This is a genomic window from Streptomyces sp. NPDC003697 (assembly GCF_053587115.1).
Genome location: NZ_JBSFNN010000050.1, coordinates 25028 through 48877, shown reverse-complemented (window position 1 = coordinate 48877; position 23850 = coordinate 25028). Strand labels below are relative to the sequence as shown.

The window sequence follows — 23850 nt, the reverse complement described above, 5'->3', positions numbered from 1 at the left end:
ATCTCCTCCGGCCCACGACTGCGGAACCGCGCCGCCGCGAACCGCACCAGCGACATGTTCATCTCGATCAGCGTGTTGCGCGCGTACTGGTACTCGGGCGTCCCCTCCTCCAGCACCGCCAGCTGATCGAAGAACACCCGGCTCAGCTCCCGCGCGTCCCGCGGAGCCACCTTCGAGGGATCGGCGACCTCCGGCAACCGGGTTGCTTCCGCGTCCGTCCTCGCCGTCGTCATCGCCGTCATGCTGTGCCCCTCCCTGTATGTTCACGTCACCGTGTCCGCCACAGTGCCCGACGAAGGGCCGCCTACCCCTGTTTCCGGGGTGCACACCCCCCGCTTCGCACCCGCCGCGCGTGGCGTGCGACACATCCGCCGCCGGCGTCCCGTGAGACGGCCCGGCGTCCCCCGTGCCGTCTCACGGCATGGGTCCGGTGTCCGGGCGTGCCGTGTGGTCGGGGTGCCCGCTGGTGCGGCGGCCCTCCTTCAGCTCCGCCTCGTACAGGTGGTCCTTGCCCTCGGCGAGGTCGCTCAGAGCGGCGGACTCGAGGTCCCTGAACGGCTCGTAGTAGGTGGTGTTGTAGGCCTCGACGATCTGGAAGGTCCAGTGGCCGGGGATGACGTTGCGGCCCAGCACCTCCCGTTCGACCCGCTCGGCCCACTCGTGGTGCCCGGCCCGGCGCAGCAGGTCCACCGCGCGGTCCAGTTCGAAGTCGGCGGTGCCGGTGAGCTGGTGGAAGGAGTACAGATGGCCTCGGGCCCGCTCGGTGGTCTCCAGCGCCTTCGACAGGGCGCCGAGCGCCTCGACGGTGGTGTCCGTGACACCGGCCGGCCGCCGGTGGGCCTCGTCCGGGCCGTCTCGTCGATCACTCATGTCCTAGGGCTCTCCTGCGTCGGCTGCGGTGCGTCGGCTGCGGTGGCACTGCTGTCTTCGGGGGACGACGCCCGGCCGGATGCCGGACCCCGGGGCGGACCCTGGTCCGCGGGCGGACGGTGGGCGGCCGCCGGGGGCGGCCGGTGCGAGGGTGCTTCGGTCAGTTCGGCCGTGAACTGGGCCCCGGACAGCAGGGCGAGGTTCGACAGCCACAGCCAGATCAGGAAGACGACGACGCCGGCGAGGGAGCCGTAGAGCCGGCTGTAGGCGCTGAAGACGGACGCGTAGAAGGCGAAGCCCGCCGACACGGTCAGCCACAGGGCCGCCGCCAGGAGCCCGCCCGGCAGGCTGTGCGCGCGGCGGCGGGCGGCGGGCGGTCCGGTGCGGAACAGGACGACGACGAGCAGGGCCACCAGGCACAGCAGCATCGGCCAGCGCAGCAGGCTCCAGGCCCAGGTCACGGTGGTGTCGAGACCGAGGAGGCGGCCCGCGCTCTCGGCGACGGGGCCGGTCACGAGCAGCAGGAGCGCGCTGAGCGCGAGCAGACCCAGCAGCGCGAGCGCGGTCAGCACGATGCGGTGGGCCGTGCGCCAGGCAGACCGCCGGTCCTCGGTGTGGTGCATGCGGTGCAGGGCGCGGCGGAAGACGGCCAGGTAGCTGGAGGCCGACCACAGGGCGCTCGCCGCGCCCACGAACAGCACGGTCCAGGCCGCCGAACTCGGCCTCAGCATCCGGGCCAGCAGTTCGTGCAGGGAGGACCCCGACTCGGCGGGCGCGTAGGCGGTGACGTGGGCTATGAAGTTTCTCGCCGTGCCCGGGCTGACGAGGCCGAAGGAGATCACCGTGACCAGCAGCGCGGGCAGCACGGCGAGGATGGCGTAGTAGGTGAGGGCGGCGGCATAGTCGGAGATGTCGTCGCGCCACATGGACGCCGGGGTGCGGCGGAGGGCGGGCCACCACGCGGCGGGCGTGGCCGGGCGGTGACCGGCCGGGTGCCTCGGCCGGCGTGTACGGCCGCCGGACACGGCGTGCGGCTCAGCGGACATGCTCCTCCACCTCGGCCCTCGACGTCGTGGCCGGCGTTCGGGCGGCCGACACGGCCGCCACGTGATGACGGCAGCGGACGGCGTCACCGTCCGCTGCCGCGCCTCGCTCCCGGCGGTGTCCCCCCGTGGGCCGGGGACCGGGGGGCGGGGCGGGGGTCAGCCGAGTTCGGCGCCGCGCGAGGCGGCGTCCGTCTCGGTCGAGACACCGGACGTGGCCAGCTTGCCGCCCGCGCTCTCCAGGTGTGCCCGGACGAACCACTGGAACTGCTCGAGGTCACGCAGCTGCTCGATGAGCAGGTCCTCCGTGGCCGGGTCGACCTCGCCGGCCTCCTTGACGGCCGCACGGACATCCGTGATCACACCCGTGTAGACCAGGTCCAGGGCGCCCAGGTGGGCGATGGCGTCGGCCCGGCCGATGGAGTAGTCCTGCCAGGTCCGCTCGCTGACGAGCGCGCCGGGCGTGCCCTGGGCCACGCCACCGAGCGCGGCGATGCGTTCGGCGACGTCGTCGGCCATCTCACGCACTCGGTCGACCTGGGGATCGATCATCTCGTGGACGGCGATGAAGTGGGGGCCCACGACGTTCCAGTGCACGTGCTTGAGCGTGAGGTGCAGGTCGTTCAGTGCGTGCAGGCGCGTACGGAGCACTCCGATGAGCCGGCCGGCGGCCTCCAGTTCGATGCCGGGAACGGTGTACTGCGGAGTGAGGTCCTGTGCCATGAGTTCTCATACCTTCCGTGTTGCATCGCTGGCCCTGGGGCCTGTCTGACACCCGTCTGCCGCGCGACGCCATGCACGCTCCCTCGGCGTGCGGCCGCCCTGCGGGCGACGACGGGAATTGTCGGACAGGCCCTAGCACTGGTGCCCCGAGATACCGTCGGCAGACACGCTCCCCGATGATCAGGGACCGTTCGGGCCAGTGACGCGCGACACGCGTGGGGCGCCTGTGAGGTGCGCACGTCCAGCGTCCCGCTCGGCGCCAAGCTCGGGGGCGTGCACGACGACCGAGCGAGGAGACCCCCGTGAACGCTGCGACACCGTCTTCCGGCTGCCGGCCCCGTGCGGTCGCGGCCATGTCCGCGGACGCCGCCGCGGCCGTCCTCGACCCGCCGTCGCTGCGTACCCTGCGGGCGGTCTGCGACCTGGCCCCGCTCCCCGCGCTGGACGACTTCGGCACGCCGCGCGCCCGGTCGCTGCTCGCCGAGGCCGATCTGCTGGTCACCGGCTGGGGCTGTCCGCCGCTCGACGCGGCGGTGCTGGACGCGGCGCCCCGGCTGCGGGCCGCGGTGCACACCGCGGGCAGCGTGCGCGGGCATGTCACCGAGGCGTGCTGGCGGCGCGGTCTGGAGGTCTCCTCCGCGGCCGCCGCCAATGCCCTGCCCGTGGCCGAGTACACCCTCGGCATGATCCTGCTGACCGGCAAGCACGTCCTGGAACGGGCGCGCGACTACCGTGCCTCCCGTGCCCGGGAGGACTGGTCGCGCACGCCCCGCACCGTCGGCAACTACCACCGCACCGTGGGCATCGTGTCCGCGTCGCTGGTCGGGCGCCGGGTCGTGGAGCTGCTGCGCCCGCACGACGTGGACGTGCTGCTGTACGACCCGTACGTCACCGACGAGGAGGCGGCGCGCCTGGGGGTGCGCCGGGTGGGGCTGCCGGAGCTGTTCGCGCGGTGCGACACCGTCAGCGTGCACACCCCGCTGCTCCCGGCGACCCGGGGCCTGGTGGACCGCTCGCTGATCGAGGCGATGCCCGCCGGCGCGGTGCTCATCAACACCGCCCGCGGTGCGGTCGTCGACCAGGGTGCGCTGACCGACGCCGTCCTCGCAGGGCGCATCCGTGCCGTGCTCGACGTCACCGACCCCGAGGTGCTGCCGCCGGAGCACCCGCTGTGGAGCTGCGACGACGTGCTGCTCACCCCGCACCTCGCCGGCTCCCAGGGCAACGAGTGGCGGCGCCTGGCCGGCCTGGCGGCCGCGGAGGTGGCGCGCTGGGCGTCCGGAGAAGGCTTTCTGCATCCCGTACTACGGGACAGGCTGGCCTTCACGGCCTGATCCTGCCGTTCGACTTCCCGCCGGGGACCGCGGGCTGAGCCCCCGCACCGGCCCCGCCCCCGGGCCGGGCGGCCGGGCAACGGTGGCGGACGGGGTCCCGGCCGGCGGAGCGCACCCGGCGGCGCCCCGCCCTACCGTGCCCGGCCGCGCGCGTTCCGGCAGCCGGCGGTGCGGACCTCCGTCCCGGCTCGGGGAAACACGGGACGGAGGCCCTGAGTCCATTCCGCCCCGCCTCCGGCCCGGGGCGCAACCGGACGGACACGGACGTGGCTGCCGCGGGCTCCGCCCGGAGTACCGGAGGCGCACGGCGGCGAGGACACGGCGCCGCGGTACGCGGACCCCGCGGACGGCAGCCCGTGCGCGGCCTCCTCGGCATGTGCCCCTCGCGGAGAGAGCGGCACCTCCGGCCCGGGCGGCCGGCGCGGCCGGTTCACCCGTTGCGGGCCGTGCTGCCGCGCCGTGCTGCCGCCCGGCCTGGCGCGAGGCGCGCCGGCAGCCGGTCCCGGAGCGGAGAGAGGCGCGGTCGCGGAGCCGCCGGGCCCGGTCGACGGCACGGTGATCCGTCCGCGGGGACCGGCGGGGACCGTTCGGCCCTGTGCGCGGTGCCGGGTCCGCGCACACCCTGGCTTCATACGGACGGGATCCGCAGGGCGACCGAGAGGAGCCGGCGCGATGAGGCACCGCAGCGTGAGTGACCTGATGACGCCGACCGCCGTGAGCGTCCAGCGAGGCACCGCGCTCAAGGAGGTAGTGCGGCTCCTGGAGGAGTACGACATCACGGCCGTGCCGGTCGTCGACGACGGCCGTCCCGTGGGTGTGGTCTCCGAGGCCGACCTGATGCGCCGGCAGACGGGCGGCGGGGCCGTGAGGGTGGCCGAGGACCTGATGACGAGCCCCGCGATCGTCGCCGAGCCGGACTGGAACGTGATCCGGGCGGCGCGGACGATGGAGAGGCACCACATCAAGCGGCTGCCGGTGGTGGACGGCCTGGGCCGGTTGATCGGCGTGATCAGCCGCAGCGACCTGGTGCAACTGTGGCTGCGCCGGGACCGGGCGATCCAGGAGGAGATCCTGGAGGAGATCATCGTCGGCACGCTCGGCCTGCCGCCGTCCGCCGTGACGGTGCAGGTCGATGACGGCACGGTCACGCTGAGCGGCACCGTGACCAGCAGCAGTCTCGTGCCGGTCGTGGTGCGGCTGTGTGAGGGCGTCGACGGCGTCGTCGAGGTGGTCGACCGGCTGGGCTTCCACCGGGACGACACCGTCGTGGCATCGGCCGGGTCCGACGGCTCCCGCCCCGGGCCGGGGACGCCGAGGTGAGGACCGCCGCCGAGGGAGCCGCCGTATGAAGGTGTCCGACATGATGAGCGCGCCGGCGGTCTGCGTCACGCCCGGGACCTCGCTGGCGGAGGTGGCGGGCCGGCTGGCCGGCGACGGCGTCGGTTCCGTGCTGGTCGTCGAGGAGGGGACGCTGCGCGGCATCATCACCGACCGCGACCTCGCTCTGCGCGGGCTGGGAGCCGGCGCGGGGGCGCGGGCCGACGCGGTGATGTCGCCGGACGTCGTCACGGTGCGCGCGTCCGACGACGTGCACGTGGCCTACCGCGCGTTCCGCAGGTGCGGGGTGCGCCGTCTGCCCGTGGTGGACGACGGCCGGGCGGTCGGCGTGCTGACGGTGGACGACGTGCTCCTGGACGTTTTCCAGCGGCTGGCGGACCTCCTGGGGCCGGTGGCCTGGAGCGTGCTGGAGGAACCGCCCGGCCCCCCGTCGGCGCCGGTGCGGCCGGGCGCACGGCCCTCCGGCCCGTCCCCGGCCGCCTCGGAGTCGGAGGCGGCACGGCGCGAGAGCGGCGTCTGAGCGCGGCTGCCGCACGGGTCGAGCCGGGTACGCGACGGTGCCCCCGCCTGACGGGTCGCCGACGCGCCACGGTCACGGCACCTCGGCGCGTCGTGGCGCCGTCCTCGCAGGTCCGGCACGCGGTGGGTCCCCGACCGTGCTGCCCACCGCGTCGGACTTCCGGCCCGGCCTCGTCCGACCGGTACGACCTCCGACCGGCATGACGCCCGACCGGCGCTGCGCCCAACCAGCACGGCCCCGACCGGCACGACGCCCAACCGGCGCTGCGCCCAACCAGCGCGACTCCCAACCGGGACGACCGCCGCCCGGCGTGACGCCCGGCCGACGCAACGCCCGACAGGGGGATGGGCCCGCGGCGCTTCCCCGGCGCTCCGCAGCGGTTTCCCCGGGCGGCGAAGCCGGCCGGTGCGGCCGTGCGGGACGGCCGTGCGGGACGGCCGGCTCACCCCGGGTCGCCGGGTCCCGGCGACCCGGCGGGCAGCGGCACGCTCCAGCGCAGAACGGTGCCGCAGGGCTGCCCGCGGGTGACGACGAAGCTGCCGCCGAGTTCCTCGGCCCGGCTGCGCAGGTTGGCCAGTCCGCTGCGCCGCGTCACGGCGGGGTCGACCCCGCAGCCGTCGTCGGCCACGACCAGCCGCAGCACACCGTCCCGCACGTCGACGTCGATCCGGACCGAGCCCGCGTCGGCGTGCCGGGCGGTGTTGGAGAGCGCCTCGCGCAGCACGGCCAGGAGGTGCTCGGCGTGCGTCGCGGGCACCTCGGTGTCCAGCAGACCGGTCATGCGCAGCGCCGGGCTGAAGCCCAGCGTCTGCGTCGCCGTGTCCGCCAGGGCCACCAGCTGGCCGCGCAGCCCGGTGCCGCGGTCCGGGCCGTCGCGGTGCCGCAGACCGAAGATGGTGGTGCGGATGACCTTGATGGTGTCGTCCAGGTCGTCCACGACCCGCTGGATCCGCACCACCGTCTCGGGCCGGTCGGCAACGCGTCCGAGGGCGGCCTGGAGGGTCAGCCCGTCGGCGAAGAGACGCTGGATGACCAGGTCGTGCAGGTCGCGGGCGATGCGATCGCGGTCGCCCGCCAGCGCGAGCTGTTCGGCGTGCTGCCGGTGCTCGGCCACCTGGAGCGCCAGGGCGACCTGGTCGGCGAACGTGCGCACCATCTCCAGGACGGTGTCGTTGAAAGGGGGACTGCCCGGCGCGTCGGCGACCTGCAGGACGCCGCGCACCCTCTCCCGGCCGCCGACGGGCACGAAGAAGCCCGGGCCGAGCGGGACGACCGAGGCGCTGCCACCGGAGGACCGGGAGTCTGCGCTGAGGTCGTCGCTGCTGATGGTCTCGCCCGTCGCGAACACCTTCGCCGCCAGCGTGGTCGGGGACAGCGCCAGGCCCCGCACCAGAGATGCCGCCTCGCCCGCGGCCGTCTCCACCACCAGGTCACCGCTGTCCCCCACCGGCAGGGCGAGCGTCACCAGGTCCGCGCCGGTCATCTCCCGTACGGTGTCGGCCAGCGAGCGCAGCGTCTGCGCGGGGGGCTCTCCGGACAGCAGTGCCCGGGTCAGGTCGGCGCCCGCGGTCAGCCGGCGCTCGCGGTGCCGGCTCTCCTCGTACAGGCGCGCGTTGTCGACGGCGACGCCGGCGGCCGCGGCCAGGCTGCGCAGCACCGACTCGTCGTCCTCGTCGAAGGGCCGCCCGCCCCGCTTGTCGGTCAGGTACAGGTTGCCGAAGATCCTGTCCCCGACCTGGACGGGAGTGCCGAGGAAGCCGCGCATGGGCGGGTGCCCGGCGGGGAAGCCCACCGCCTCCGCGTGGGCACCGAGGTCGTTCAGGCGCAGCGAGCGGGGCTCGCGGATCAGCAGGCCGAGGATGCCGTGGCCCTCCGGGTAGTGGCCGATCCGCGCGATGGTCTCCGCGTCCATGCCGACGGTGACGAACTGCTTGATGCGCCCCTCCTCGCCGAGGACGCCGAGCGCGCCGTAGCGGGCGTCCACGAGATCGACCGCGGACTGCACGATGCGCAGCAGCAGGTCCTCCAGCCGGAGGTTGCTGCCGATGGCCACGACCGCGTCCAGCAGCGTCTGCATCCGGTCCCGGCGGCCGCGCACGCGCTCGACGTGCTCCTGCAACTCGCTGAGCAGCGCGTCCATTCGCAGGCAGGGAGCGGTGCCTTCGCCCCCCGTGCCCGGTCGGTCATTCACCGCGACCGTCCTCGCCTTCTGGCTTCGTCACATGTCGACGACACGCCGCACGGCCTTACAGAACACGACACCATGGTGCCGCGAACGCGGCAAACCCGCCGCACGGCGGGCCGGCCGGATGTTCCCGGCCGCCGCGGTCCCCCCGGGCGCGGGGAGGCGGCGTTCCCCTTCCGTGCGGCGGCCCGGCCGCCATGGGTCCGCGTCCCTCCCGCCGACGCCCCGAGCGTGGGTGATCACGACCCGTCTTCCCGAGACGCGCCGCCCCGGTTACCGCGCACATCACCACCCAACGTGTGTTATTCATCCATGCACACACCTTCGCGGCGCACTCTGCTCAGTGCCTCGATGGCGGCCGCCGGCTCGGGAGCCCTGGCCGCCTGCTCCGGGGCCGACTCGCCCTCGCGTCCCGGTGCCGGGTCACGCTCGCACCCGAGGGCCGCCCCAGGTGTCGGTCGCGGCCCCTTCGTCCCCGAGGGCCCGAAGGGGTACGTGAACCCGTTCGACCCCGAGGTGATCGCCGCCGAGCGGAAACGTGGTTCGGGTCCGGTGCGCAAGGTCCGGTTGACCGCCGCCGAGGGCTCCTTCGACCTGGGCGGGCGGACGGTCAGGTCCTGGGGGTACGGCGACTCGCTGCCCGGCAAGGAGGTCCGGGTCACCGCGGGGGACATCCTCGACCTGACGCTCGCCAACCACCTGCCCGCAGCCACGACGCTGCACTCGCACGGCGTCCGCCTGCGCTGCGACATGGACGGCGTTCCGGGTCTCACCCAGCACGACATCCGGCCCGGCGCCGACTTCCGGTACCGCTTCGCCGTGGCACACCCGGGCACGTACTGGCTGCACTCCCACTCCGGCATGCAGCTCGACCGCGGTCTGTACGCCCCGCTGATCGTGGACGACCCCAGGGAGCCGCTGTCCTACGACAAGGAGTGGGTCGTCGTGCTCGACGACTGGCTGGACGGCGTGGACGGCTCCACCCCGGACGAGGTGCTCGTGCAGCTGCGCAAGGGCAGGCCCGCGCCCATGTACATGGGCGGGGCTCCGGGCGAGGCCGCCGGAGGCGACGGCTCCGGCCATGGCACGGCCGGTGGGCACGGGCCGGCCGGGAAGCGGTCCCGGGGCGGCCCGTCCCGCGTGCTGCAGCACTCCCGCAGCGACATCCTGCAGAGCCACGGCGGGCACGTCGACTTTCCGTACTATCTGGCCAACGGCCGGCTGCCGAAGGCTCCGTCGGTGTTCCGGGCCCGCCCCGGCGACCGCATCCGGCTGCGGATCATCAACGCGGGGGCCGAGACCCCTTTCCGCGTGGCGCTGGGCGGCCACCAGATGACCGTGACCCACACGGACGGCTACCCGGTCGAGCACAGCACCACGGACGCGCTGATCATCGGCATGGCCGAACGCTACGACGTACTGGTCACCGCCCAGGACGGGGTCTTCCCACTGGTCGCCCTCGCCGAGGGCAAGCGGGGACAGGCGGTGGCGGTGCTGCGTACCGGCGGCAAGGAGGACCTTCCCGGGCCCTCGGTGCGCCCGGAGGAGCTCGACGGCCGCATCGTGCCGGCCCGGCGACTGGTGCCGCACGAGTCCGTGGCCCTGCGCGAGGACGAGCCGGACCGTGAGCTGCGGATCAGGCTGACCGGCAACATGAAGAACTACGACTGGGGCTTCGACCACCAGCCGTACTCGGTGAAGCAGCGCCACCCCGTCCGTCAGGGTGAGCGGATCCGGGTGACGCTGATCAACGCCACCGACATGTGGCACCCGATGCACCTGCACGGCCACACCTTCGCCATGACCGGCCTCGACGCGTCCGGCGCCCGCAAGGACACCGCGATCGTCCTGCCGCACCGCAAGCTGGTGATCGACTTCCGCGCCGACAATCCGGGGTTGTGGATGCTGCACTGCCACAACCAGTACCACTCCGAGTCGGGCATGATGACGATCCTCGGCTACCGCAAGTGACGAGCGGCCGCCGGGCCGCCGCCGCGTCTGCCGACGCCTGCGGCCGCGGCGCGGTCCGCGTTCACCGGAACACCGTGACGCCGTGACGCCGTGACGCCGTGGGCCCCGGTACGGCGGCGGTGCGGCCGGTCACCCCGTCGGCGGGTGCCGGCGCGCGGACGCGCTGCGGGTCCCCGATGCTGGCCGGGGGACGACCGCCGTCCGCGGGTGCCCGGTGCGGGGTGGGACCCCGCGGACCTGACTCCCGGAAGGGCGCTGCGGTGATGAGGCTCGTCGTCGATCTCAACCGGTGCCAGGGTTACGCCCAGTGCGCCTTCCTCGCGCCCGACGTGTTCGTGATGCACGGCGAGGAGTCACTGGTCTACAACCCCGGGCCGGACCCGGGACAGCGGGAGAAGGTGGCACGTGCCGTCGCCGCCTGCCCGGTGGGCGCCATTACGGCCGACGGGCCCGGCACCCCGCGGGGCAGGTCCGGGGAGCAGGCACGGGAGACGCCCGATGCCTCCTGAGGACTTCCACGCATGGCTCCGCCGGGAGGGCCGGATCGTCATCGTGGGGGCCTCGCTGGCCGGTCTGCGGGCCGCGGAGACGCTGCGCGCCGAGGGCTTCACCGGTTCCCTCATGCTGGTCGGCGACGAGCCTCACGAACCGTACGACCGGCCGCCGCTGTCCAAGGCGGTCCTGCTGGGCAGGGCACGGCCGGACCGGACGGAGCTGCCGAGGCGCCGGGAGATCGACGCCACCTGGCGTCTGGGGGTGGCGGCGACCGGGCTGGACATGACCGCCGGGCGGGTCCGGCTGGCCGACGGCGACGAGGTGCCCTACGACCGGCTGCTGATCGCGACCGGTGTCCGCGCACGGCCATGGCCGCAGGAGGGGGAGGCCCAGCTCGACGGGGTGTTCGTGCTGCGGACCCGGGACGACGCGGTTCGCCTGCACCGGCGGTTGCGGGCGTCACCGCGCCGGGTGTTCGTGATCGGCGCCGGGTTCACGGGTTCGGAGATCGCGTCGGCCTGCCGGTACCGGGACGTCCCGGTCACCGTGGCGGAGCGGGCGGGCGCGCCCCTGGTGGGCGCCCTCGGCGGGGTGATCGGCGCGGTGGCCGCCGACCTGCACCGGGACAACGAGGTCGACCTGCGCACCGGTGTGACGGTGGCCGGGCTGGAGGGGGACGCGGCGGGCCGGGTGCGGGCCGCTCATCTGTCCGACGGCGCCGTCGTGGACACGGACGTCGTGGTGGTGTCGCTGGGCGCCATCCGCAACACCGACTGGCTGGCCGGCTCCGGGCTGGGGGCCGGCCCCCGCGGCATCGCGTGCGACGCGGGATGCCGGGCCTTCGACTTCCGGGGCATCGTCACCGACGACGTCTACGTCGCGGGCGACGTCGCCCGGTCCCCGCACGCGCTGTTCGGCTATCAGTTCCTGTCCCTGGAGCACTGGGGCAACGCGGTGGCCCAGGCCGAGGTGGCGGCGCACAACATGATCAGCCCCAGCGCGGAGCGCCGCCCGCACCTGTGGATGCCGGCGTTCTGGTCGTCGCAGTTCGGCGTGAACATCAAGTCCGTGGGGGTGCCGTCCATGGGCGACCACATCATGATCACGCAGGGGTCGCTCGCCGAGCGCCGGTTCGTCGGCGTCTACGGCTACCAGGGGCGGGTGGTCGCGGCGGTGAGCTTCGACAGCGCGCGGTGGCTGGAGTTCTACCAGCGGCTGATCGAGACGGGGGCGCCGTTCCCGGTGGAGTTCCCGACGGTGGACCGGCGGCCGGAGGGCCGGCGGCCGGTCCCGGCGGACTTCCCCGACCCGTCCCTGCCGACGCACGGCCCCACCGTGACGCTCAGCGGCTACTCACCGGCCGACCGGCGCCTGGTGTTCACGCCGGCCCGCGCCTGACCGGGCGCCGCCCGCCCGCGCCGCCCCACGACCTCCACGCCCGAAGGACGCCTCATGACGGACGCCCCGCTTGTGCACCGGATCACCGACTACGCCCACCGCGCGAACCCGTACCCGCTGTACACGGAACTCCGCCGGACCCCGGTGCTGCACGAGGAGGAGGGCGGCCCGTACGTCGTCAGCTCGTACTGGGACATCGAGAGCCTGCTCCACGATCCGCGGATCAGCTCCGACGCCGCGAACCTGGCCGAGCCGGACGACGACGAGCTCGCGGGGGCACAGGAGACGGGCCTGCCGCCGAGCTTCATCCGCCTGGACCCTCCCGAGCACGACCGGCTGCGGCGGATCGCCAACCGCTCCTTCGGCCCGCCGCACCGGCCGCACCGGATCGACGCGATGCGCGGCGAACTGAGCGGGATCGTCTCCGGCCTGATCGACGGTCTCGGCGACGCCCGGCAGATCGACGTGGTCGACGGGTTCGCGTATCCGTTCCCCGTGACCGTCATCTGCCGGCTGCTGGGAGTGCCGCGCGAGGACGAGCCGCGCTTCCGCGGCTGGGTCGACCCGATCGTCGCCGGCCTGGATCCGGACACCCGCAGGGAAGGGGGCGCCGGCGCCGGGCGCGCCGCGCAGGAGGCGCGGATGCAGCTCGGCATGTACCTGGTCGGTCTGATCGAGCGGCGCGGCCGGGAACCCGGGGAGGACCTGCTGTCGGACCTGACGGTGAGCCACGGGCCGGACGGTCCGATGTCGGTCATGGAGGTGCTCAGCACCGCGGTGCTGCTGCTGATCGCCGGCCACGAGACGACGGTCAACCTCATCACCAACGGCATGCTGACCCTGCTGCGCCACCCGGACATGCTCCAGCGGCTGCGCGAGGAACCGGGATGGGCCGTCGACGTCGTGGAGGAGCTGCTCCGTTACGAGCCGCCGGTGCAGCTTCTGCCGCAGCGCACCTGCATCGCCGACATCGAGGTGCACGGGGTGACGATTCCGAAGGGTTCGAGGATCTGGCTCGTCCTCGCCGCGGGCAACAGGGACCCGGAGCGCTTCCGGGACCCCGACCGCTTCGACCCCGACCGGGAGGATCTGCAGCACCTCGGGTTCGGCGGCGGCGTCCACAGCTGCTTCGGAGCGCCGCTGGCCCGGCTGGAGGCGCAGATCGCGCTGTCGGAGCTGGCCCGCCGTCTCGTAAGTCCCCGCCTGTTCGAGGACCCGCCGCCCTACCGGCGCAACGCGGTCCTGCGGGGCCCGCGCCATCTGAACGTCGCCGTCGACGGGATCCTCCCGTGAGGCCGGGTCCTCGCCGCCGGCGGGATGCGCCCGTGACCTGTTTCCCGGCTCCGCCCGGACTCGCCCGTGGCCTGTTCGTCGGCCTCGACGGCTCCCGTGTCCGCGGCACCCGCCTGCCACAGCAAGCGGAGCGTTCATGACCCAAAGTAGTGATAGACATCTCACGAAAATCGGACAAAATGGACGCACCCCCACTGCAACTTCTGAGGAGCCGCCCCCTATGGCGCACGGAGCCCGTCACAGCCCCACCCCGCCGCCCCACGCCGACCTCGGTCCGGCTCGCGACTGCGAGCAGTGCCTCGGCTGGGGAACCGTGATCACCCACGACGGTCACCACGAACTCTGCAGCACCTGCCAGTCGCAGAACGACGACGAGGATGCCCACTCCGCCGCACGAGTGGTGCGTCCCCCGACATGGTCGTAGCGTCGGTACAGGTTCGCTCGTCGTCAGCGGGAGGACGGTACGCCCATGGGTGCACACACAGTGAGAGCAGCGGTGATGGTCTGTACCGCCGCGTCGCTCGCGACGCTGACGGGAACGGCGACCGCCGCGCCGGCGGTGACCGGGTCGGACCCGGGCGCCGTGACCCGGCAGCAGTCCCTGCGACCGGTGCTCGTCGACTGCTTCTGGCACCCGCGGCAGCGTCCCGACGGCTTCATCCTCGCCTGCGGTGACGGCAACAGCCGGCTGGAATCGCTCAGTTGGTCGCACTGGAGCCGGAACTCGGCGACGGCCAGGGGCGTCAACATGGTCAACGACTGCGTGCCGTACTGCGCGGTGGGCACGTTTCACGCGTACCAGGTCGTCGTGCGGCTCGACAGCCCGAAACCCTGGAAGAAGCACCCCTCGCTGCAGCACTTCACACGCATCAGCCTGGCCTACCCGGACGGCAGGCCGGACGGCTTCGAGCGCGTCATGATCATCCAGCTGTGGGACTGATCCAGCCCCGCTTCACCCCGACGCCCCCCGGGGCCCGCGCAGCCCCACGGCCGCACGGGCCCTGAGGCGTTCCGCCGGGCCCGGGCCTCTGAACGCGCGGCGGCACCGGAGGGCGCCCCCGGGACGCCGGCACCCGGGCGGTTCCCGGCGCCTCATGGCCGGGTGGGCGCGTTTCTGCTCCCGATTGTCGCGATGTCGCTGACGATGGCCGTGAAGCGTTGCCCATCTGATCAGGAACTCTCGTATAGTGACGGCGAGTTGAGCCCCACGTGTCACGTCCCATCAACCCCGGACCTGTGTGTCCGGGACCGGACCGATGGCCTCCCGCGACGAGGGCGGCCGCCCTAGGACCCGATTGATGACCGCGCCCACGCATCACGGCGAGCGACCCACCGTCCGCACCGTCGCCCCCCTTCCCGTACTCACCGCCGTCCTCGCGGCGGCGGCGGTCGCGGCGGCGGTCGCCGCGGCTCCCACGGCGATGCGGATTCCGCTCCTGTGGGGCGCGGGTGGCGGCGCCCTGGCGCTGTGTGCGGCCGTCACCTGGGCGGTGCACGCCAGTCAGACGGCCCGCGTTGCACGCCGCCGGCTGGAGGCGGCGGCCGACGACGCCGGCCGGCTGGCGCGGGAGCGGGCCAGGGACGCCGAGGAGGCCCGCCGGGAGCAGCAGCGTCTGATCGACGAACTGGCCCGGCAGCGAGCTGAGTTCGCCGACGCACTCGCCCAGGAGAAGGACCGTCTGCAGAGCGGGAGCGACCGCCTCGCCCGCGACAACGCCCGTCTCACCGAGCAGCTGCGGCAGGCCGCCCGCGAGCGCGCGACGGCGATCTCCGCGACCTCCAACGCGGCGGCGCGCCTGCAGGCCCTGGCCACCGCGACGCTCGCTGACCTGAGGTCCATGGAGGAACGTCACTCCGACGAGGACGTCCTCGCGGACCTGCTGCACCTCGACCACCGCACCGCCCAGGCCGGCCGGCTGGCCGACTCCGTCGCCGTCCTCACGGGCGCCCGCTCGGGCCGCCGCTGGGCCCGCCCCATCGCGATGGAGTCGATCCTGCGCGGCGCGATGGGCCGTATCAGCGGCTACCAGCGGGTGCGCGTCCACGCGACGAGCGAGAGCGCCGTCGCCGGCCACGCGGCCGAGGGCGTGATGCACGCGCTCGCCGAACTCCTCGACAACGCCGCCAACTTCTCGCCCCCGACGGCCGAGGTCCACGTCTACGTCGAGGAGGTGCCGGCCGGCGTCATCGTGTCCGTCGAGGACAGCGGGCTGGTCATGAGCGACGTGCAGCTGCGGCGGGCCGAGCAGGCCGTCTCGGGCGACACCTCGGGGCTCGGCGGCCTCACCGGCACCCGGCTGGGTCTGTCCGTGGTCGGCCGGCTGGCCAGGAAGTACGGACTGAAGGTCTCCTTCCGCCCGTCCGCGCGCGGCGGCACCGGCGTACTGATGCTCATCCCGCAGGACATTCTCACCAGCCCGGCCGCCCCCGAGCGGCCCACGCAGGGCCTGCCCCGTCCGGCGGCCGGGCAGCCTCCGGCGGCCCGCGCACCCCACCTCGACGCCGCCCCCGTCCACGAGGCGGCCGCCGACGACGCGGACGAGCGCCCCGCGGGCCTGCCCAGGCGGCGCCGCGGACGCACCCTGGCGCAGGCCGAGCGGGCACGGTCCACGGCCGGCTCCGCCGAGGCGCGCGCCACTCCCGTCCCCGAGGACGCCAGGGCAAGGGCCGCCCGCTTCAGCAGTTTCCGCGAGGCGGTCCGCACCTCCGCCCAGCACCAGGCGACCGGGCAGGCCCCGGTTCCGCGTCCCGGCACGGAACGCGAGGCACACAGCGCGTCCGAGCAGCCGGGCACCACCTCCGGCACCCCCACTCATCCGTCCGCGCACCCGGAAGGCGACACCACTTCATGACCGGCACCACTGCCGACGAGAAGCTCACCTGGCTCATCGAGGGGCTCCTGGAGCGCACCCCGGGCGCACGGCACGCTCTCGTCCTGTCCCGCGACGGGCTGAAGCTGTGCCGCACCCCCGAACTGACCGTCGACCAGGCCGACCAGCTCGCCGCCATCGCCGCCGGCATCCAGTCGCTGTCGCACGGGGCGTCCGTGGAGTTCGGCGACGGCAGCGGAGGCGTGCGCTCGGCTATGACGGAGTTCTACGGAGGCGTGCTGTTCATCGTCGAGGCAGGTGACGGCGCGCACCTGGCGGTCGTCACCGCCGAGGACGCCGACGCCGGGCTCGTCGGGCACAACATGAGCGAACTCGTGGAGCAGATCGGCGAGCACCTCACCGCGCAGCCCCGGACGTCATGAGCCGTCCCGGCAGGGACGACGCTCCCGACCGCCTCTACACCATCACCGGCGGGCGCAGCAGTTCCGGTCCCGACAACCCCTTCGACCTGGTGACGCTCGTCGTCGCCGAGTCGGGACCCACGCCCGGGATGCAGTCGGAGCACGCGGACATCCTGCGCATCGCCGAGCTCCCGACGGCCGTGGTCGAGATCGCCGCCGAGCTGAGTCTGCCCGTGAGCATCACCAAGGTCCTGCTGTGCGACCTCCTCGCGGCGGGCCGCGTCAGCGCCCGCCATCCGCGCAGGGCAGCCGTCCCCGACCCCGACATCCTGGAGCAGGTGCTCGTTGGACTCCGCAATCTCTGACGCGCGCACCCCGCTGGGTGCCTCCGCCGACAACGGCCTGAAGATCGTGGTGGTCGGCGGCTTCGGCGTCGGCAAGACCACGCTGGTCCGTTCGGTGAGCGAGATCCGTCCCCTCAACACCGAGGAGACGATGACCCAGGCGGGCGCGACGGTCGACGACGTCAGCCAGGTGCGCGGCAAGACCGGCACCACCGTGGCCTTCGACTTCGGCCGCATCACGCTCGACGCGCGCAACGTGCTGTACCTGTTCGGCGCGCCCGGCCAGGAGCGCTTCTGGTTCCTGTGGGACCGGCTGTTCTCCGGCACCCTCGGCGCAGTGGTCCTGGTCGACACCCGGCGCATCGACGACTCGTGGTACGCCATCGACCGCCTCGAACACCACGGCACGCCCTTCGTCGTGGCGTGCAACGACTTCGGCGGTCCCGCGTACGCCCCCGGCGACGTCCGCGCGGCCCTCGACCTCGACCCGCAGGTGCCGCTGCTGACCTGCGACGCGCGCTCCCGCGAGTCCAGCAAGCAGGTCCTCATCACGCTGGTCCGGCACGTCCGGGACCGGTACGCCGGCCAGGCCGCCCCGGCGGCCCTGCCCCGACAGGAGTTCGTGTGACGTCCGACGCCGTCCCCCTCAGCGGCCCCCGGTTCCAGACCGAACCCGCGCGCCTGTACCGGGAGATGCGCAAGGAGCACGGGGCCGTCACCCCGGTGCTGCTCGACGGCGGCATCCCCGCCTGGCTGGTGCTCGGCTACCGCGAGCTGCACCAGGTCACCGGCGACCCGGTGCTGTTCAGCCGGGACTCCGGTCTGTGGAACCAGTGGGAGAACATCCCCGACGACTGGCCGCTGCTGCCGATGATCGGCCGTCAGCAGCCGTCGATCCTGTACACGGTGGGCGAGCGCCACCGCGAGCGCGCGGCGATGGTCAGCGACGCGCTGGAGGCCGTCGATCCCTCCGAACTGCGCCATCACGCCGAGCGCTTCGCGGACGAGCTGATCGACGCGGTGTGCCTGCGGGCCGAGGCCGACCTCGTCGCCGACTACGCGATGCTGCTGCCGGTGCGGGTGCTCGCCCGGCTCTACGGCTTCTCCGACGAGGAGGGGCCGGGGCTCGTCACCGCGCTCAACGACATGATCGACGGCCGTGAGCGGGCGATCGCGGGCCAGACGCACCTGGCCGCGTCGATGGCGCGGCTGCTCGCCGAACGCAAGGCGCATCCGGCCGACGACGTCGCCTCGCGGATGCTGGCCGACGTCAGCGGCTTCAGCGACGAGGAGATCGCCCAGGACCTGATGGTGATGATGGCGGCGGGTCACCAGCCGACGGCGGACTGGATCGGCAACTCGCTGCGCCTGATGCTGACCGACAGCCGCTTCGCGGCCTCGCTGTTCGGCGGCCGCAACAGCGTGGCCGAGGCCATGAGCGAGGTGCTGTGGGAGGACACGCCCACCCAGAACGTGGCCGGACGCTGGGCCTCCCGCGACACCCGGCTGGGTGATCGCGCCGTCCGCGCCGGCGACCTGCTGCTGCTCGGCCTGCAGGGCGCGAACTCCGATCCCCAGGTCCGCACGCACGGATCCGCGCTCACCGGCGGGAACCACGCGCACTTCTCCTTCGGCCACGGCGAGCACCGCTGTCCGTTCCCGGCCCAGGAGATCGCCGAGGTGATCGCGCGAACCGGCATCGAGGTCGTGCTGGACCGGCTGCCCGACATCGACCTGGCGGTGCCCGCCGGGGCCCTGACCCGCCGCCCCTCGCCCTGGCTGCGGGGGCTGACCGAGTTGCCCGTGCGGTTCACCCCGACCCCTGCCCTGGGAGGCACGTCACGATGACGCCCGGCACCGAACGAACCAGCACCGAAGAAACGTGCGTCGACACCACCCCGATCGTCCTCGACCCCTTCGTCACCGACCTGGACGGCGAGAGCGCCCGGCTGCGCGCGGCCGGCCCGCTGGCCGCCGTCGAACTGCCGGGCGGCGTCGCCGTCTGGGCCGTCACCCGCCACGCCGAGGCCAAGGCACTGCTCACCGATCCGCGGCTGGTCAAGGACATCTCGGTGTGGGGCGCCTGGCAGCGTGGCGAGATACCGCCGGACTGGCCGCTGATCGGCCTGGCCAACCCGGGCCGCTCCATGCTCACCGTGGACGGCGCCGACCACCGCAGGCTGCGGAGCCTGGTGGCCCAGGCGCTCACCCCGCGCCGGGTGGAGCGGATGCGCGAGCGGATCAGCGAGCTCACCGAGGAGCTGCTGGACGGCCTTCCCGCGGACGGGGCGGTCGTGGATCTCAAGGCGGCCTTCGCCTACCCGCTGCCGATGTACGTGGTCGCCGAGCTGATGGGCATCGACGCCTCGCTGCTGCCCCGGTTGAAGGTGCTGTTCGAGAAGTTCTTCTCGACGCAGACGCCGCCCGAAGAGGTCGGCGCCACCCTCGTGGAGCTGGCGCAGATCATGGGCGAGACGGTCGCGGCCAGGCGCGCGCACCCGGGCGACGACCTGACCAGCGCCCTGATCCAGGCGTCCGAGGACGGCGACCGGCTGACCGACGAGGAGATCGTCTCCACGCTCCAGCTCATGGTCGCGGCGGGCCACGAGACGACGATCTCGCTGATCGTCAACGCGGTCGTCAACCTGTCCGCACACCCCGGCCAGCGCGCGCTCGTGCTGTCCGGGCAGGCCGGCTGGCCGGCGGTGATCGAGGAGACGCTGCGCTGGTCGACGCCGACCTCGCACGTGCTGATCCGGTTCGCCACCGACGACGTGCCGGTCGCCGGCAAGGTCATCCCGAAGGGTGACGCGCTGATCGTCTCCTACGGTGCGATAGGCCGCGACGAGCAGGCCCACGGGCCCACCGCCGGGGACTTCGACATCACCCGGGAGACGAGGAACCGCCACATCTCCTTCGGGCACGGCCCGCACGTCTGCCCGGGCGCCGCCCTGTCCCGTCTGGAGGCCGGAGTGGCGCTGCCCGCCCTGTACGCCCGCTTCCCGCGGCTGGAGCTGGCGGTCGCGGCGAAGCAGCTGCGGAACAAGCCGGTGGTGACCCAGAACGACCTTTTCGAGCTGCCCGTGCGGCTGAACCCGTAGGACCGCCCGGACCGCGCGGGGAGGGGACGTCCGTGGACGTCCCCTCCCCGGTCCCAACCGGCCTGCGCGGGAACGGATCCGATAAGCCGTCAGCTCGCGCCGATGAGCTCGGCGAACCGACGGGCCCCGATGTTGCCGCCGGAGACGATGACGCCGACGCGGCCGGGCACCGGGTCGATCCGGTGGGCGAGGAGCGCGGCCAGAGCGGTCGCGCCACTCGGTTCGACAACTATTTTCATGCGCTCGAAGGCGAACCGCATCGCCTCGCGGATCTGGTCGTCGTCGACCAGGGCGACGGCGTCCGCCAGGCGCCGGTTGATGGAGAAGGTCAGCTCCCCGGGTGTGTCGGCGGCCTGACCGTCGGCGATGGTGCGCGGCACGGGGATGGAGACCCGGCGGCCGGCCTCCAGGGACCGCTTGGTGTCGTCGCCGTCCTCCGGTTCCACGCCGATGACGCGCACCCCGGGCAGGAGCCCCTTGGCGGCGACGGCGGTGCCGGCGAGCAGCCCGCCGCCCCCGGCCGGGACGAGCAGGGCGTCCAGCTCGCCGGCCTCCTCAATCAGCTCGAGGGCCGCCGTCCCCTGACCGGCGATCACGTGCGGATGCTCGTACGGCGGGACGAGAGCGAGACCGCGGTCGGCGGCGAGTGCCTCCCCGATGGCGACCCGGTCGCCGGTGTAGCGGTCGTACGTCACGATCTCGGCTCCGTAGCCGGCCGTCGCCTCCTTCTTGGAGGCGGGGGTGTCCTCCGGCATGAGGATCACGGCGCTGGTGCCGAGCTCGCGGGCGGCCAGGGCGACGGCCTGCGCGTGGTTGCCGGAGGAGTAGGCGGCGACGCCCTTGGCCAGCTGCTCCGCGGGCAGGCGTGAGACGGCGTTGTAGGCCCCGCGGAACTTGAACGCCCCGACGCGCTGGAAGTTCTCGCACTTGACGAGGACTTCGGCCCCGACCAGGGCGTCCAGGGTGCGTGAGCGCAGGACGGGCGTCCGGTGCGCCACGCCCTGGAGGCGCGCGGCGGCGTCGCGGACGTCCTCCAGGGTCACGGGCGGGGTGTCGGTCATGCCTGTTCTCCATCCTGGCCGGTGCCGGCGGGCGCGCCGCCGTCCGGACCGGGCACGTCGTTCGTGTCCCTCGTCCTCGCGAGGCGGTCCTGGGCGGACATCCTGTCAGTCCTCCGCACGAGGTCGTTGCGACGCTGCTCCCCCGCGTTCTGCGAGGGAGTGTCCGCGTCGTGGTACACGGAGCCGACCGAAGACGGCCCGGGCCGAGGACGCCGGCTGCCCCAGGACGCGTTCGGGCGGGGTGCACCGGATCCGCTCCAGCTGCTCCTCCACCGTGGGAGCGGGCCCCGGGGGATGCGGGCTGAGGAAGTCGGGCACATAGCCTCCCTCGTCCCGAGCCAGTTCCGACAGCAGGGGCAGTCGCGCCCGCCGGAGTGTGCGCCGGGCGCGAGCGGCCCACGAATCGGCGTCGGGGCCCGGTCTCGCACCCCGGGGCAGCAGCGTCGTGACGACCTCGTGGAGCGGCGAGACGGCGAAGCGGCAGCGGGCGAGCCCGACGGCGTCCACGGTGAGCTCGATCAATGATCCTCCCCCTGCCCGGCCTGGCACTGCTGGTTCCGCGGCCGCCTGTTCGAACGTGCTCGAATCGTGGCACAAACGGTCGCGCCGGCAGGGGTGATTGCCGCACTGTGATCCCCGCAGTCGCCACTGGATCACCACACGAGGGAGACGACATGGCATCACGGAGAAACATCGCGATGGCCCTGACCGCCGCGGCGCTGATCGCCGGCACCGTCACCGCCCCCGCGGCCTTCGCCGGCACCGCCACCGCTCAGGCCTACACCTGCCACTACTCCGAGTCGGGCTACAACGGGTACGCCGGCCATTACAGCGGTATGACGGTGATTCCCAGTTCCACCGGAATGTCGAGTTCGGGCATCGAGGCGCAGTGTCTGCTCAAGAAGGTCGGGTTCGACCCCGGCACGATCGACGGTGTCTTCGGGAGCAAGTCCAAGTCCGCCACGAAGGCTTTCCAGGCCTATGTGAACGACAGGTCCGGGTACACCGTGATGACGGTCGACGGTGTCGTCGGCAGTGTGACCTGGTCCAACCTGCGGTACTACGCGGCGATGTACATATAGCTCGCATGGCCGTCATGGGCCACGGTGCCCGCAGGCGGGAGCATTCGCGCGGCTTTCGCACTCACCCGCTCGCTGGAGCCGCTGTCGTGTGAGCCGGAGGCCGAGGCGGCGGCACGACGCCCGCCCCGCCGTCTCGGCGGCCGGTGTCACCGCTGCGGCCGCGGCGCCCCCACCGTGTGGTCGGGGCGGTTCTCGACCAGGCATCCGGGGCCCGGGTAGATCTCCGTCTCGTGGCCGTCCTCGTACCGCACCCGGTACGGGGGCTCCCCGTTCAGGCCGAGCACCTCGACGACCGTGGCATGGTGCTCCGGCGTTCCCACGGTCCTGCCGGTGAACCGCAGGACGTCGCCCACGTGTACCTGCATGCCCGCTCACTCCTCACATCGCTCCGACCACCCCGTCCCGGTGTGTTCCCTGCCGGCACGGCGGTGTGCGCGTGCCGCGGGACGACGGGCGATCTGTCTTCCGGTTTTCTCGGTTGTCTCCCCCGGGTCCCGGCAGGCCGGCGCCCGGGGGGCTCCTCTCGTTCCGGTCAGGCCGGGCCCGGCCTGGGGTCACCGGCGGCTCCACCCGTACAGCTCGGGGACCCCGGCGCCACCGCCCGCCCGTACGGCTTCCACCACCACCTGGTGCAGGTCGCGGCTGTCTCCCTCGGACAGGCACTGGACCGGACTTCCGGTGAGGGTGAACCACTGTGACGTGCCGCTGTACTGGACCGTCACATCCGCCTGGGTGCCGTGCCAGGTGGTGTGGACGGTCAGGTCGCCGGTCAGGATCCCGGCCTCGTCCGTCCGGACGCCCCCGCGCCCGGCGAACACCCCCGTCGTCGTCCATGATGCCCAGGTCATGCCTCACCGTTCCTCTCCGGGCGCGGCGTCCCGCACTGGCCGCGCGCTGCTCCCCGCGGGTGCGGTCCGCGTACCGGAGGCGGCTCGGGGCTCGGCGCCCCTGCCCCGCGACCGGCACCGCCGGCGCTCCCGGCCCGCCGGTGACGCTTCGCCTCCTCCGCTCGGCGGCACGGCCGGCCTGACCCGCTGACGGTCTCCCTTCGATCGTGCACCAGCGGACCGTGCCGCGCCTGGGCCCAGCGGCCCCGGCCCGGCGGGCCGACCGGTCCAGGTCGAGATGGCTTCGGGCAGGCGGGGATGGGAGGGAACGCACCGGCCGGGCGGCGGAGGGCAGGGAGGGAGCGGGCGCCCGCCGGGTTCGCGGGTCGCGATGAAGCGGAGAAGGGCGAGGAACGGGCGCGGGGAGTTCGTCGTGACGTCACTGCCGGCCCACGGTGACGCGGAGGCCGACCCGAGCCTGCCGCAGGCTCCGCCGGCCGGCCCTCGCCGGGTCCGGTCACCCCCGGTGGGAGGCCCCTGGCCGCCCTCGTGGCACCTCAGCCCCGCGCGGCCGAGGGGACGAACAGGTCGGTCGTGCCGGTCAGTTCCAGGACCCGGCCGACGGTGGGATGAGCGGCCCGGATGGCGACGTCCTTGCCGGACCGCAGCGCCCGCCGGCGCAGTTCGAGCAGGACGTTGAGGCTGGAGCAGTCCCAGAAGGCCACGTCGCGGAGGTCGAGGTCGACCCCTTTACCGGCACGGCGCAGCGCGTCGTCCAGGGTGCGTCCGAGGACGTCCGCGGCGTCCCGGTCGGCCTCCCCGCGGATCGTCACCACCATCCTGTCGCCGTCCGGCCGGCAGCCGAGCGTCAGCGGATAGGGCAGCCCCGCGGTCCCGTCCGCCACAGCGGCCTGCCGGGCCCGCGCCGAAGCCTTGCACGCGGAGCCCTTCGGCATCGCGGCCTTTCCCCAGGACACCCGTCCTCCTCTCCGGTCCCTCGCCACCGCAACATGCTGTGGGATACACGAATTCT

The 23850-nt window shown here is 73.6% G+C and carries 24 protein-coding genes and 1 pseudogene; 16 read left to right on the top strand and 9 right to left on the bottom strand.

Annotation, left to right across the window (positions count from 1 at the left end; translation table 11 throughout):
• From ACWDNY_RS20295 to ACWDNY_RS20280, 4 genes and pseudogenes are all read right to left on the bottom strand, one after another.
• Nucleotides 1-242, bottom strand: a pseudogene (locus ACWDNY_RS20295) (RNA polymerase sigma factor SigF); the annotation flags it as partial.
• A gap of 172 nt (nucleotides 243-414) precedes the next feature.
• A complete protein-coding gene (locus ACWDNY_RS20290; protein WP_451647162.1) occupies nucleotides 415-870 on the bottom strand; it encodes a hypothetical protein in 456 nt (151 codons plus the stop codon).
• On the bottom strand, nucleotides 867-1916 hold the full coding sequence (locus ACWDNY_RS20285) for a YihY/virulence factor BrkB family protein (RefSeq protein WP_451647161.1): 1050 nt from the start codon (nucleotides 1914-1916) through the stop codon (nucleotides 867-869). The genes ACWDNY_RS20290 and ACWDNY_RS20285 overlap by 4 nt, the downstream gene beginning before the upstream one ends.
• 156 nt (nucleotides 1917-2072) lie before the next feature.
• The gene (locus ACWDNY_RS20280) at nucleotides 2073-2636 is read right to left on the bottom strand and encodes a Dps family protein (RefSeq protein WP_451647160.1); all 564 of its coding nucleotides are present in this window, start codon (nucleotides 2634-2636) and stop codon (nucleotides 2073-2075) included.
• A 353-nt stretch (nucleotides 2637-2989) separates the two neighbouring features.
• Between ACWDNY_RS20280 and ACWDNY_RS20275 the strand changes: the two genes are divergently transcribed.
• From ACWDNY_RS20275 to ACWDNY_RS20265, 3 genes are all read left to right on the top strand, one after another.
• Nucleotides 2990-3970: a hydroxyacid dehydrogenase gene (locus ACWDNY_RS20275; RefSeq protein WP_451647163.1), complete on the top strand. Its 981-nt coding sequence runs from the start codon at nucleotides 2990-2992 to the stop codon at nucleotides 3968-3970.
• A 672-nt stretch (nucleotides 3971-4642) separates the two neighbouring features.
• Complete coding sequence (locus ACWDNY_RS20270) at nucleotides 4643-5290, top strand: CBS domain-containing protein (protein ID WP_451647159.1); 648 nt, start codon at nucleotides 4643-4645, stop codon at nucleotides 5288-5290.
• Between the two features lie 25 nt (nucleotides 5291-5315).
• Nucleotides 5316-5828 (top strand): CBS domain-containing protein, encoded by a 513-nt coding sequence (locus tag ACWDNY_RS20265; RefSeq protein ID WP_451647158.1) that lies wholly within the window; start codon nucleotides 5316-5318, stop codon nucleotides 5826-5828.
• Between the two features lie 442 nt (nucleotides 5829-6270).
• On the opposite strand, the gene ACWDNY_RS20260 is transcribed toward ACWDNY_RS20265, so the two are convergent.
• A complete protein-coding gene (locus tag ACWDNY_RS20260) occupies nucleotides 6271-7968 on the bottom strand; it encodes a GAF domain-containing protein (protein ID WP_451647157.1) in 1698 nt (565 codons plus the stop codon).
• 357 nt (nucleotides 7969-8325) lie between these two features.
• On the opposite strand from ACWDNY_RS20260, the gene ACWDNY_RS20255 reads away from it, so the two are divergent.
• The 12 genes from ACWDNY_RS20255 to ACWDNY_RS20200 all read left to right on the top strand — a co-directional run bounded on the left by ACWDNY_RS20255 (nucleotide 8326) and on the right by ACWDNY_RS20200 (nucleotide 19847).
• A complete protein-coding gene (locus ACWDNY_RS20255; RefSeq protein WP_451647156.1) occupies nucleotides 8326-9984 on the top strand; it encodes a multicopper oxidase family protein in 1659 nt (552 codons plus the stop codon).
• A 263-nt stretch (nucleotides 9985-10247) separates the two neighbouring features.
• On the top strand, nucleotides 10248-10493 hold the full coding sequence (locus tag ACWDNY_RS20250) for a ferredoxin (protein ID WP_451647155.1): 246 nt from the start codon (nucleotides 10248-10250) through the stop codon (nucleotides 10491-10493).
• Nucleotides 10483-11877 (top strand): NAD(P)/FAD-dependent oxidoreductase, encoded by a 1395-nt coding sequence (locus ACWDNY_RS20245; protein WP_451647154.1) that lies wholly within the window; start codon nucleotides 10483-10485, stop codon nucleotides 11875-11877. Before ACWDNY_RS20250 ends, ACWDNY_RS20245 begins: the two co-directional genes overlap by 11 nt.
• 54 nt (nucleotides 11878-11931) lie before the next feature.
• Entirely contained in the window at nucleotides 11932-13170 is a 1239-nt protein-coding gene (locus tag ACWDNY_RS20240) for a cytochrome P450 (protein ID WP_451647153.1), read from the top strand.
• Nucleotides 13171-13390: 220 nt separating this feature from the next.
• Nucleotides 13391-13594 carry a hypothetical protein gene (locus ACWDNY_RS20235; protein ID WP_451647152.1) on the top strand — a complete coding sequence of 68 codons (204 nt, stop codon included), beginning with the start codon at nucleotides 13391-13393 and terminating at the stop codon, nucleotides 13592-13594.
• 45 nt (nucleotides 13595-13639) lie between these two features.
• Complete coding sequence (locus ACWDNY_RS20230; protein ID WP_451647151.1) at nucleotides 13640-14110, top strand: hypothetical protein; 471 nt, start codon at nucleotides 13640-13642, stop codon at nucleotides 14108-14110.
• Nucleotides 14111-14468: 358 nt separating this feature from the next.
• Entirely contained in the window at nucleotides 14469-16022 is a 1554-nt protein-coding gene (locus ACWDNY_RS20225) for an ATP-binding protein (RefSeq protein WP_451647150.1), read from the top strand.
• On the top strand, nucleotides 16019-16423 hold the full coding sequence (locus tag ACWDNY_RS20220; protein ID WP_451647149.1) for a roadblock/LC7 domain-containing protein: 405 nt from the start codon (nucleotides 16019-16021) through the stop codon (nucleotides 16421-16423). The genes ACWDNY_RS20225 and ACWDNY_RS20220 overlap by 4 nt, the downstream gene beginning before the upstream one ends.
• On the top strand, nucleotides 16420-16767 hold the full coding sequence (locus ACWDNY_RS20215; protein WP_451647148.1) for a DUF742 domain-containing protein: 348 nt from the start codon (nucleotides 16420-16422) through the stop codon (nucleotides 16765-16767). The genes ACWDNY_RS20220 and ACWDNY_RS20215 overlap by 4 nt, the downstream gene beginning before the upstream one ends.
• Nucleotides 16748-17374, top strand: coding sequence for a GTP-binding protein (locus tag ACWDNY_RS20210; protein WP_451647147.1), 627 nt, complete (start codon nucleotides 16748-16750; stop codon nucleotides 17372-17374). The genes ACWDNY_RS20215 and ACWDNY_RS20210 overlap by 20 nt, the downstream gene beginning before the upstream one ends.
• On the top strand, nucleotides 17371-18594 hold the full coding sequence (locus ACWDNY_RS20205; protein WP_451647146.1) for a cytochrome P450: 1224 nt from the start codon (nucleotides 17371-17373) through the stop codon (nucleotides 18592-18594). Before ACWDNY_RS20210 ends, ACWDNY_RS20205 begins: the two co-directional genes overlap by 4 nt.
• Complete coding sequence (locus ACWDNY_RS20200) at nucleotides 18591-19847, top strand: cytochrome P450 family protein (RefSeq protein ID WP_451647145.1); 1257 nt, start codon at nucleotides 18591-18593, stop codon at nucleotides 19845-19847. The genes ACWDNY_RS20205 and ACWDNY_RS20200 overlap by 4 nt, the downstream gene beginning before the upstream one ends.
• An 89-nt stretch (nucleotides 19848-19936) precedes the next feature.
• Here the strand turns inward: ACWDNY_RS20200 and ACWDNY_RS20195 are convergent, their stop codons facing one another.
• Entirely contained in the window at nucleotides 19937-20908 is a 972-nt protein-coding gene (locus tag ACWDNY_RS20195) for a pyridoxal-phosphate dependent enzyme (RefSeq protein WP_451647144.1), read from the bottom strand.
• 674 nt (nucleotides 20909-21582) lie between these two features.
• Here ACWDNY_RS20195 and ACWDNY_RS20190 point away from each other — a divergent pair.
• Complete coding sequence (locus ACWDNY_RS20190) at nucleotides 21583-21990, top strand: peptidoglycan-binding domain-containing protein (protein ID WP_451647143.1); 408 nt, start codon at nucleotides 21583-21585, stop codon at nucleotides 21988-21990.
• A 146-nt stretch (nucleotides 21991-22136) separates the two neighbouring features.
• Here ACWDNY_RS20190 and ACWDNY_RS20185 read toward each other — a convergent pair whose 3' ends face one another.
• The 3 genes from ACWDNY_RS20185 to ACWDNY_RS20175 form a co-directional block, all read right to left on the bottom strand.
• Nucleotides 22137-22355, bottom strand: coding sequence for a DUF1918 domain-containing protein (locus ACWDNY_RS20185; protein ID WP_451647142.1), 219 nt, complete (start codon nucleotides 22353-22355; stop codon nucleotides 22137-22139).
• Nucleotides 22356-22544: 189 nt separating this feature from the next.
• Nucleotides 22545-22838, bottom strand: a complete 294-nt coding sequence (locus ACWDNY_RS20180) for a hypothetical protein (RefSeq protein WP_451647141.1) — start codon at nucleotides 22836-22838, stop codon at nucleotides 22545-22547.
• Between the two features lie 536 nt (nucleotides 22839-23374).
• Complete coding sequence (locus ACWDNY_RS20175) at nucleotides 23375-23794, bottom strand: STAS domain-containing protein (protein WP_451647140.1); 420 nt, start codon at nucleotides 23792-23794, stop codon at nucleotides 23375-23377.
• Nucleotides 23795-23850 lie beyond the last annotated feature (56 nt).

Coding starts and splice junctions, on each gene's coding strand:
- ACWDNY_RS20290 (WP_451647162.1), bottom strand. CDS start 870: ATGAGTGATCGACGAGACGGCCCGGACGAGGCCCACCGGCGGCCGGCC.
- ACWDNY_RS20285 (WP_451647161.1), bottom strand. CDS start 1,916: ATGTCCGCTGAGCCGCACGCCGTGTCCGGCGGCCGTACACGCCGGCCG.
- ACWDNY_RS20280 (WP_451647160.1), bottom strand. CDS start 2,636: ATGGCACAGGACCTCACTCCGCAGTACACCGTTCCCGGCATCGAACTG.
- ACWDNY_RS20275 (WP_451647163.1), top strand. CDS start 2,990: ATGTCCGCGGACGCCGCCGCGGCCGTCCTCGACCCGCCGTCGCTGCGT.
- ACWDNY_RS20270 (WP_451647159.1), top strand. CDS start 4,643: ATGAGGCACCGCAGCGTGAGTGACCTGATGACGCCGACCGCCGTGAGC.
- ACWDNY_RS20265 (WP_451647158.1), top strand. CDS start 5,316: ATGAAGGTGTCCGACATGATGAGCGCGCCGGCGGTCTGCGTCACGCCC.
- ACWDNY_RS20260 (WP_451647157.1), bottom strand. CDS start 7,968: ATGGACGCGCTGCTCAGCGAGTTGCAGGAGCACGTCGAGCGCGTGCGC.
- ACWDNY_RS20255 (WP_451647156.1), top strand. CDS start 8,326: ATGCACACACCTTCGCGGCGCACTCTGCTCAGTGCCTCGATGGCGGCC.
- ACWDNY_RS20250 (WP_451647155.1), top strand. CDS start 10,248: ATGAGGCTCGTCGTCGATCTCAACCGGTGCCAGGGTTACGCCCAGTGC.
- ACWDNY_RS20245 (WP_451647154.1), top strand. CDS start 10,483: ATGCCTCCTGAGGACTTCCACGCATGGCTCCGCCGGGAGGGCCGGATC.
- ACWDNY_RS20240 (WP_451647153.1), top strand. CDS start 11,932: ATGACGGACGCCCCGCTTGTGCACCGGATCACCGACTACGCCCACCGC.
- ACWDNY_RS20235 (WP_451647152.1), top strand. CDS start 13,391: ATGGCGCACGGAGCCCGTCACAGCCCCACCCCGCCGCCCCACGCCGAC.
- ACWDNY_RS20230 (WP_451647151.1), top strand. CDS start 13,640: ATGGGTGCACACACAGTGAGAGCAGCGGTGATGGTCTGTACCGCCGCG.
- ACWDNY_RS20225 (WP_451647150.1), top strand. CDS start 14,469: ATGACCGCGCCCACGCATCACGGCGAGCGACCCACCGTCCGCACCGTC.
- ACWDNY_RS20220 (WP_451647149.1), top strand. CDS start 16,019: ATGACCGGCACCACTGCCGACGAGAAGCTCACCTGGCTCATCGAGGGG.
- ACWDNY_RS20215 (WP_451647148.1), top strand. CDS start 16,420: ATGAGCCGTCCCGGCAGGGACGACGCTCCCGACCGCCTCTACACCATC.
- ACWDNY_RS20200 (WP_451647145.1), top strand. CDS start 18,591: ATGACGCCCGGCACCGAACGAACCAGCACCGAAGAAACGTGCGTCGAC.
- ACWDNY_RS20195 (WP_451647144.1), bottom strand. CDS start 20,908: ATGACCGACACCCCGCCCGTGACCCTGGAGGACGTCCGCGACGCCGCC.
- ACWDNY_RS20190 (WP_451647143.1), top strand. CDS start 21,583: ATGGCATCACGGAGAAACATCGCGATGGCCCTGACCGCCGCGGCGCTG.
- ACWDNY_RS20185 (WP_451647142.1), bottom strand. CDS start 22,355: ATGCAGGTACACGTGGGCGACGTCCTGCGGTTCACCGGCAGGACCGTG.
- ACWDNY_RS20180 (WP_451647141.1), bottom strand. CDS start 22,838: ATGACCTGGGCATCATGGACGACGACGGGGGTGTTCGCCGGGCGCGGG.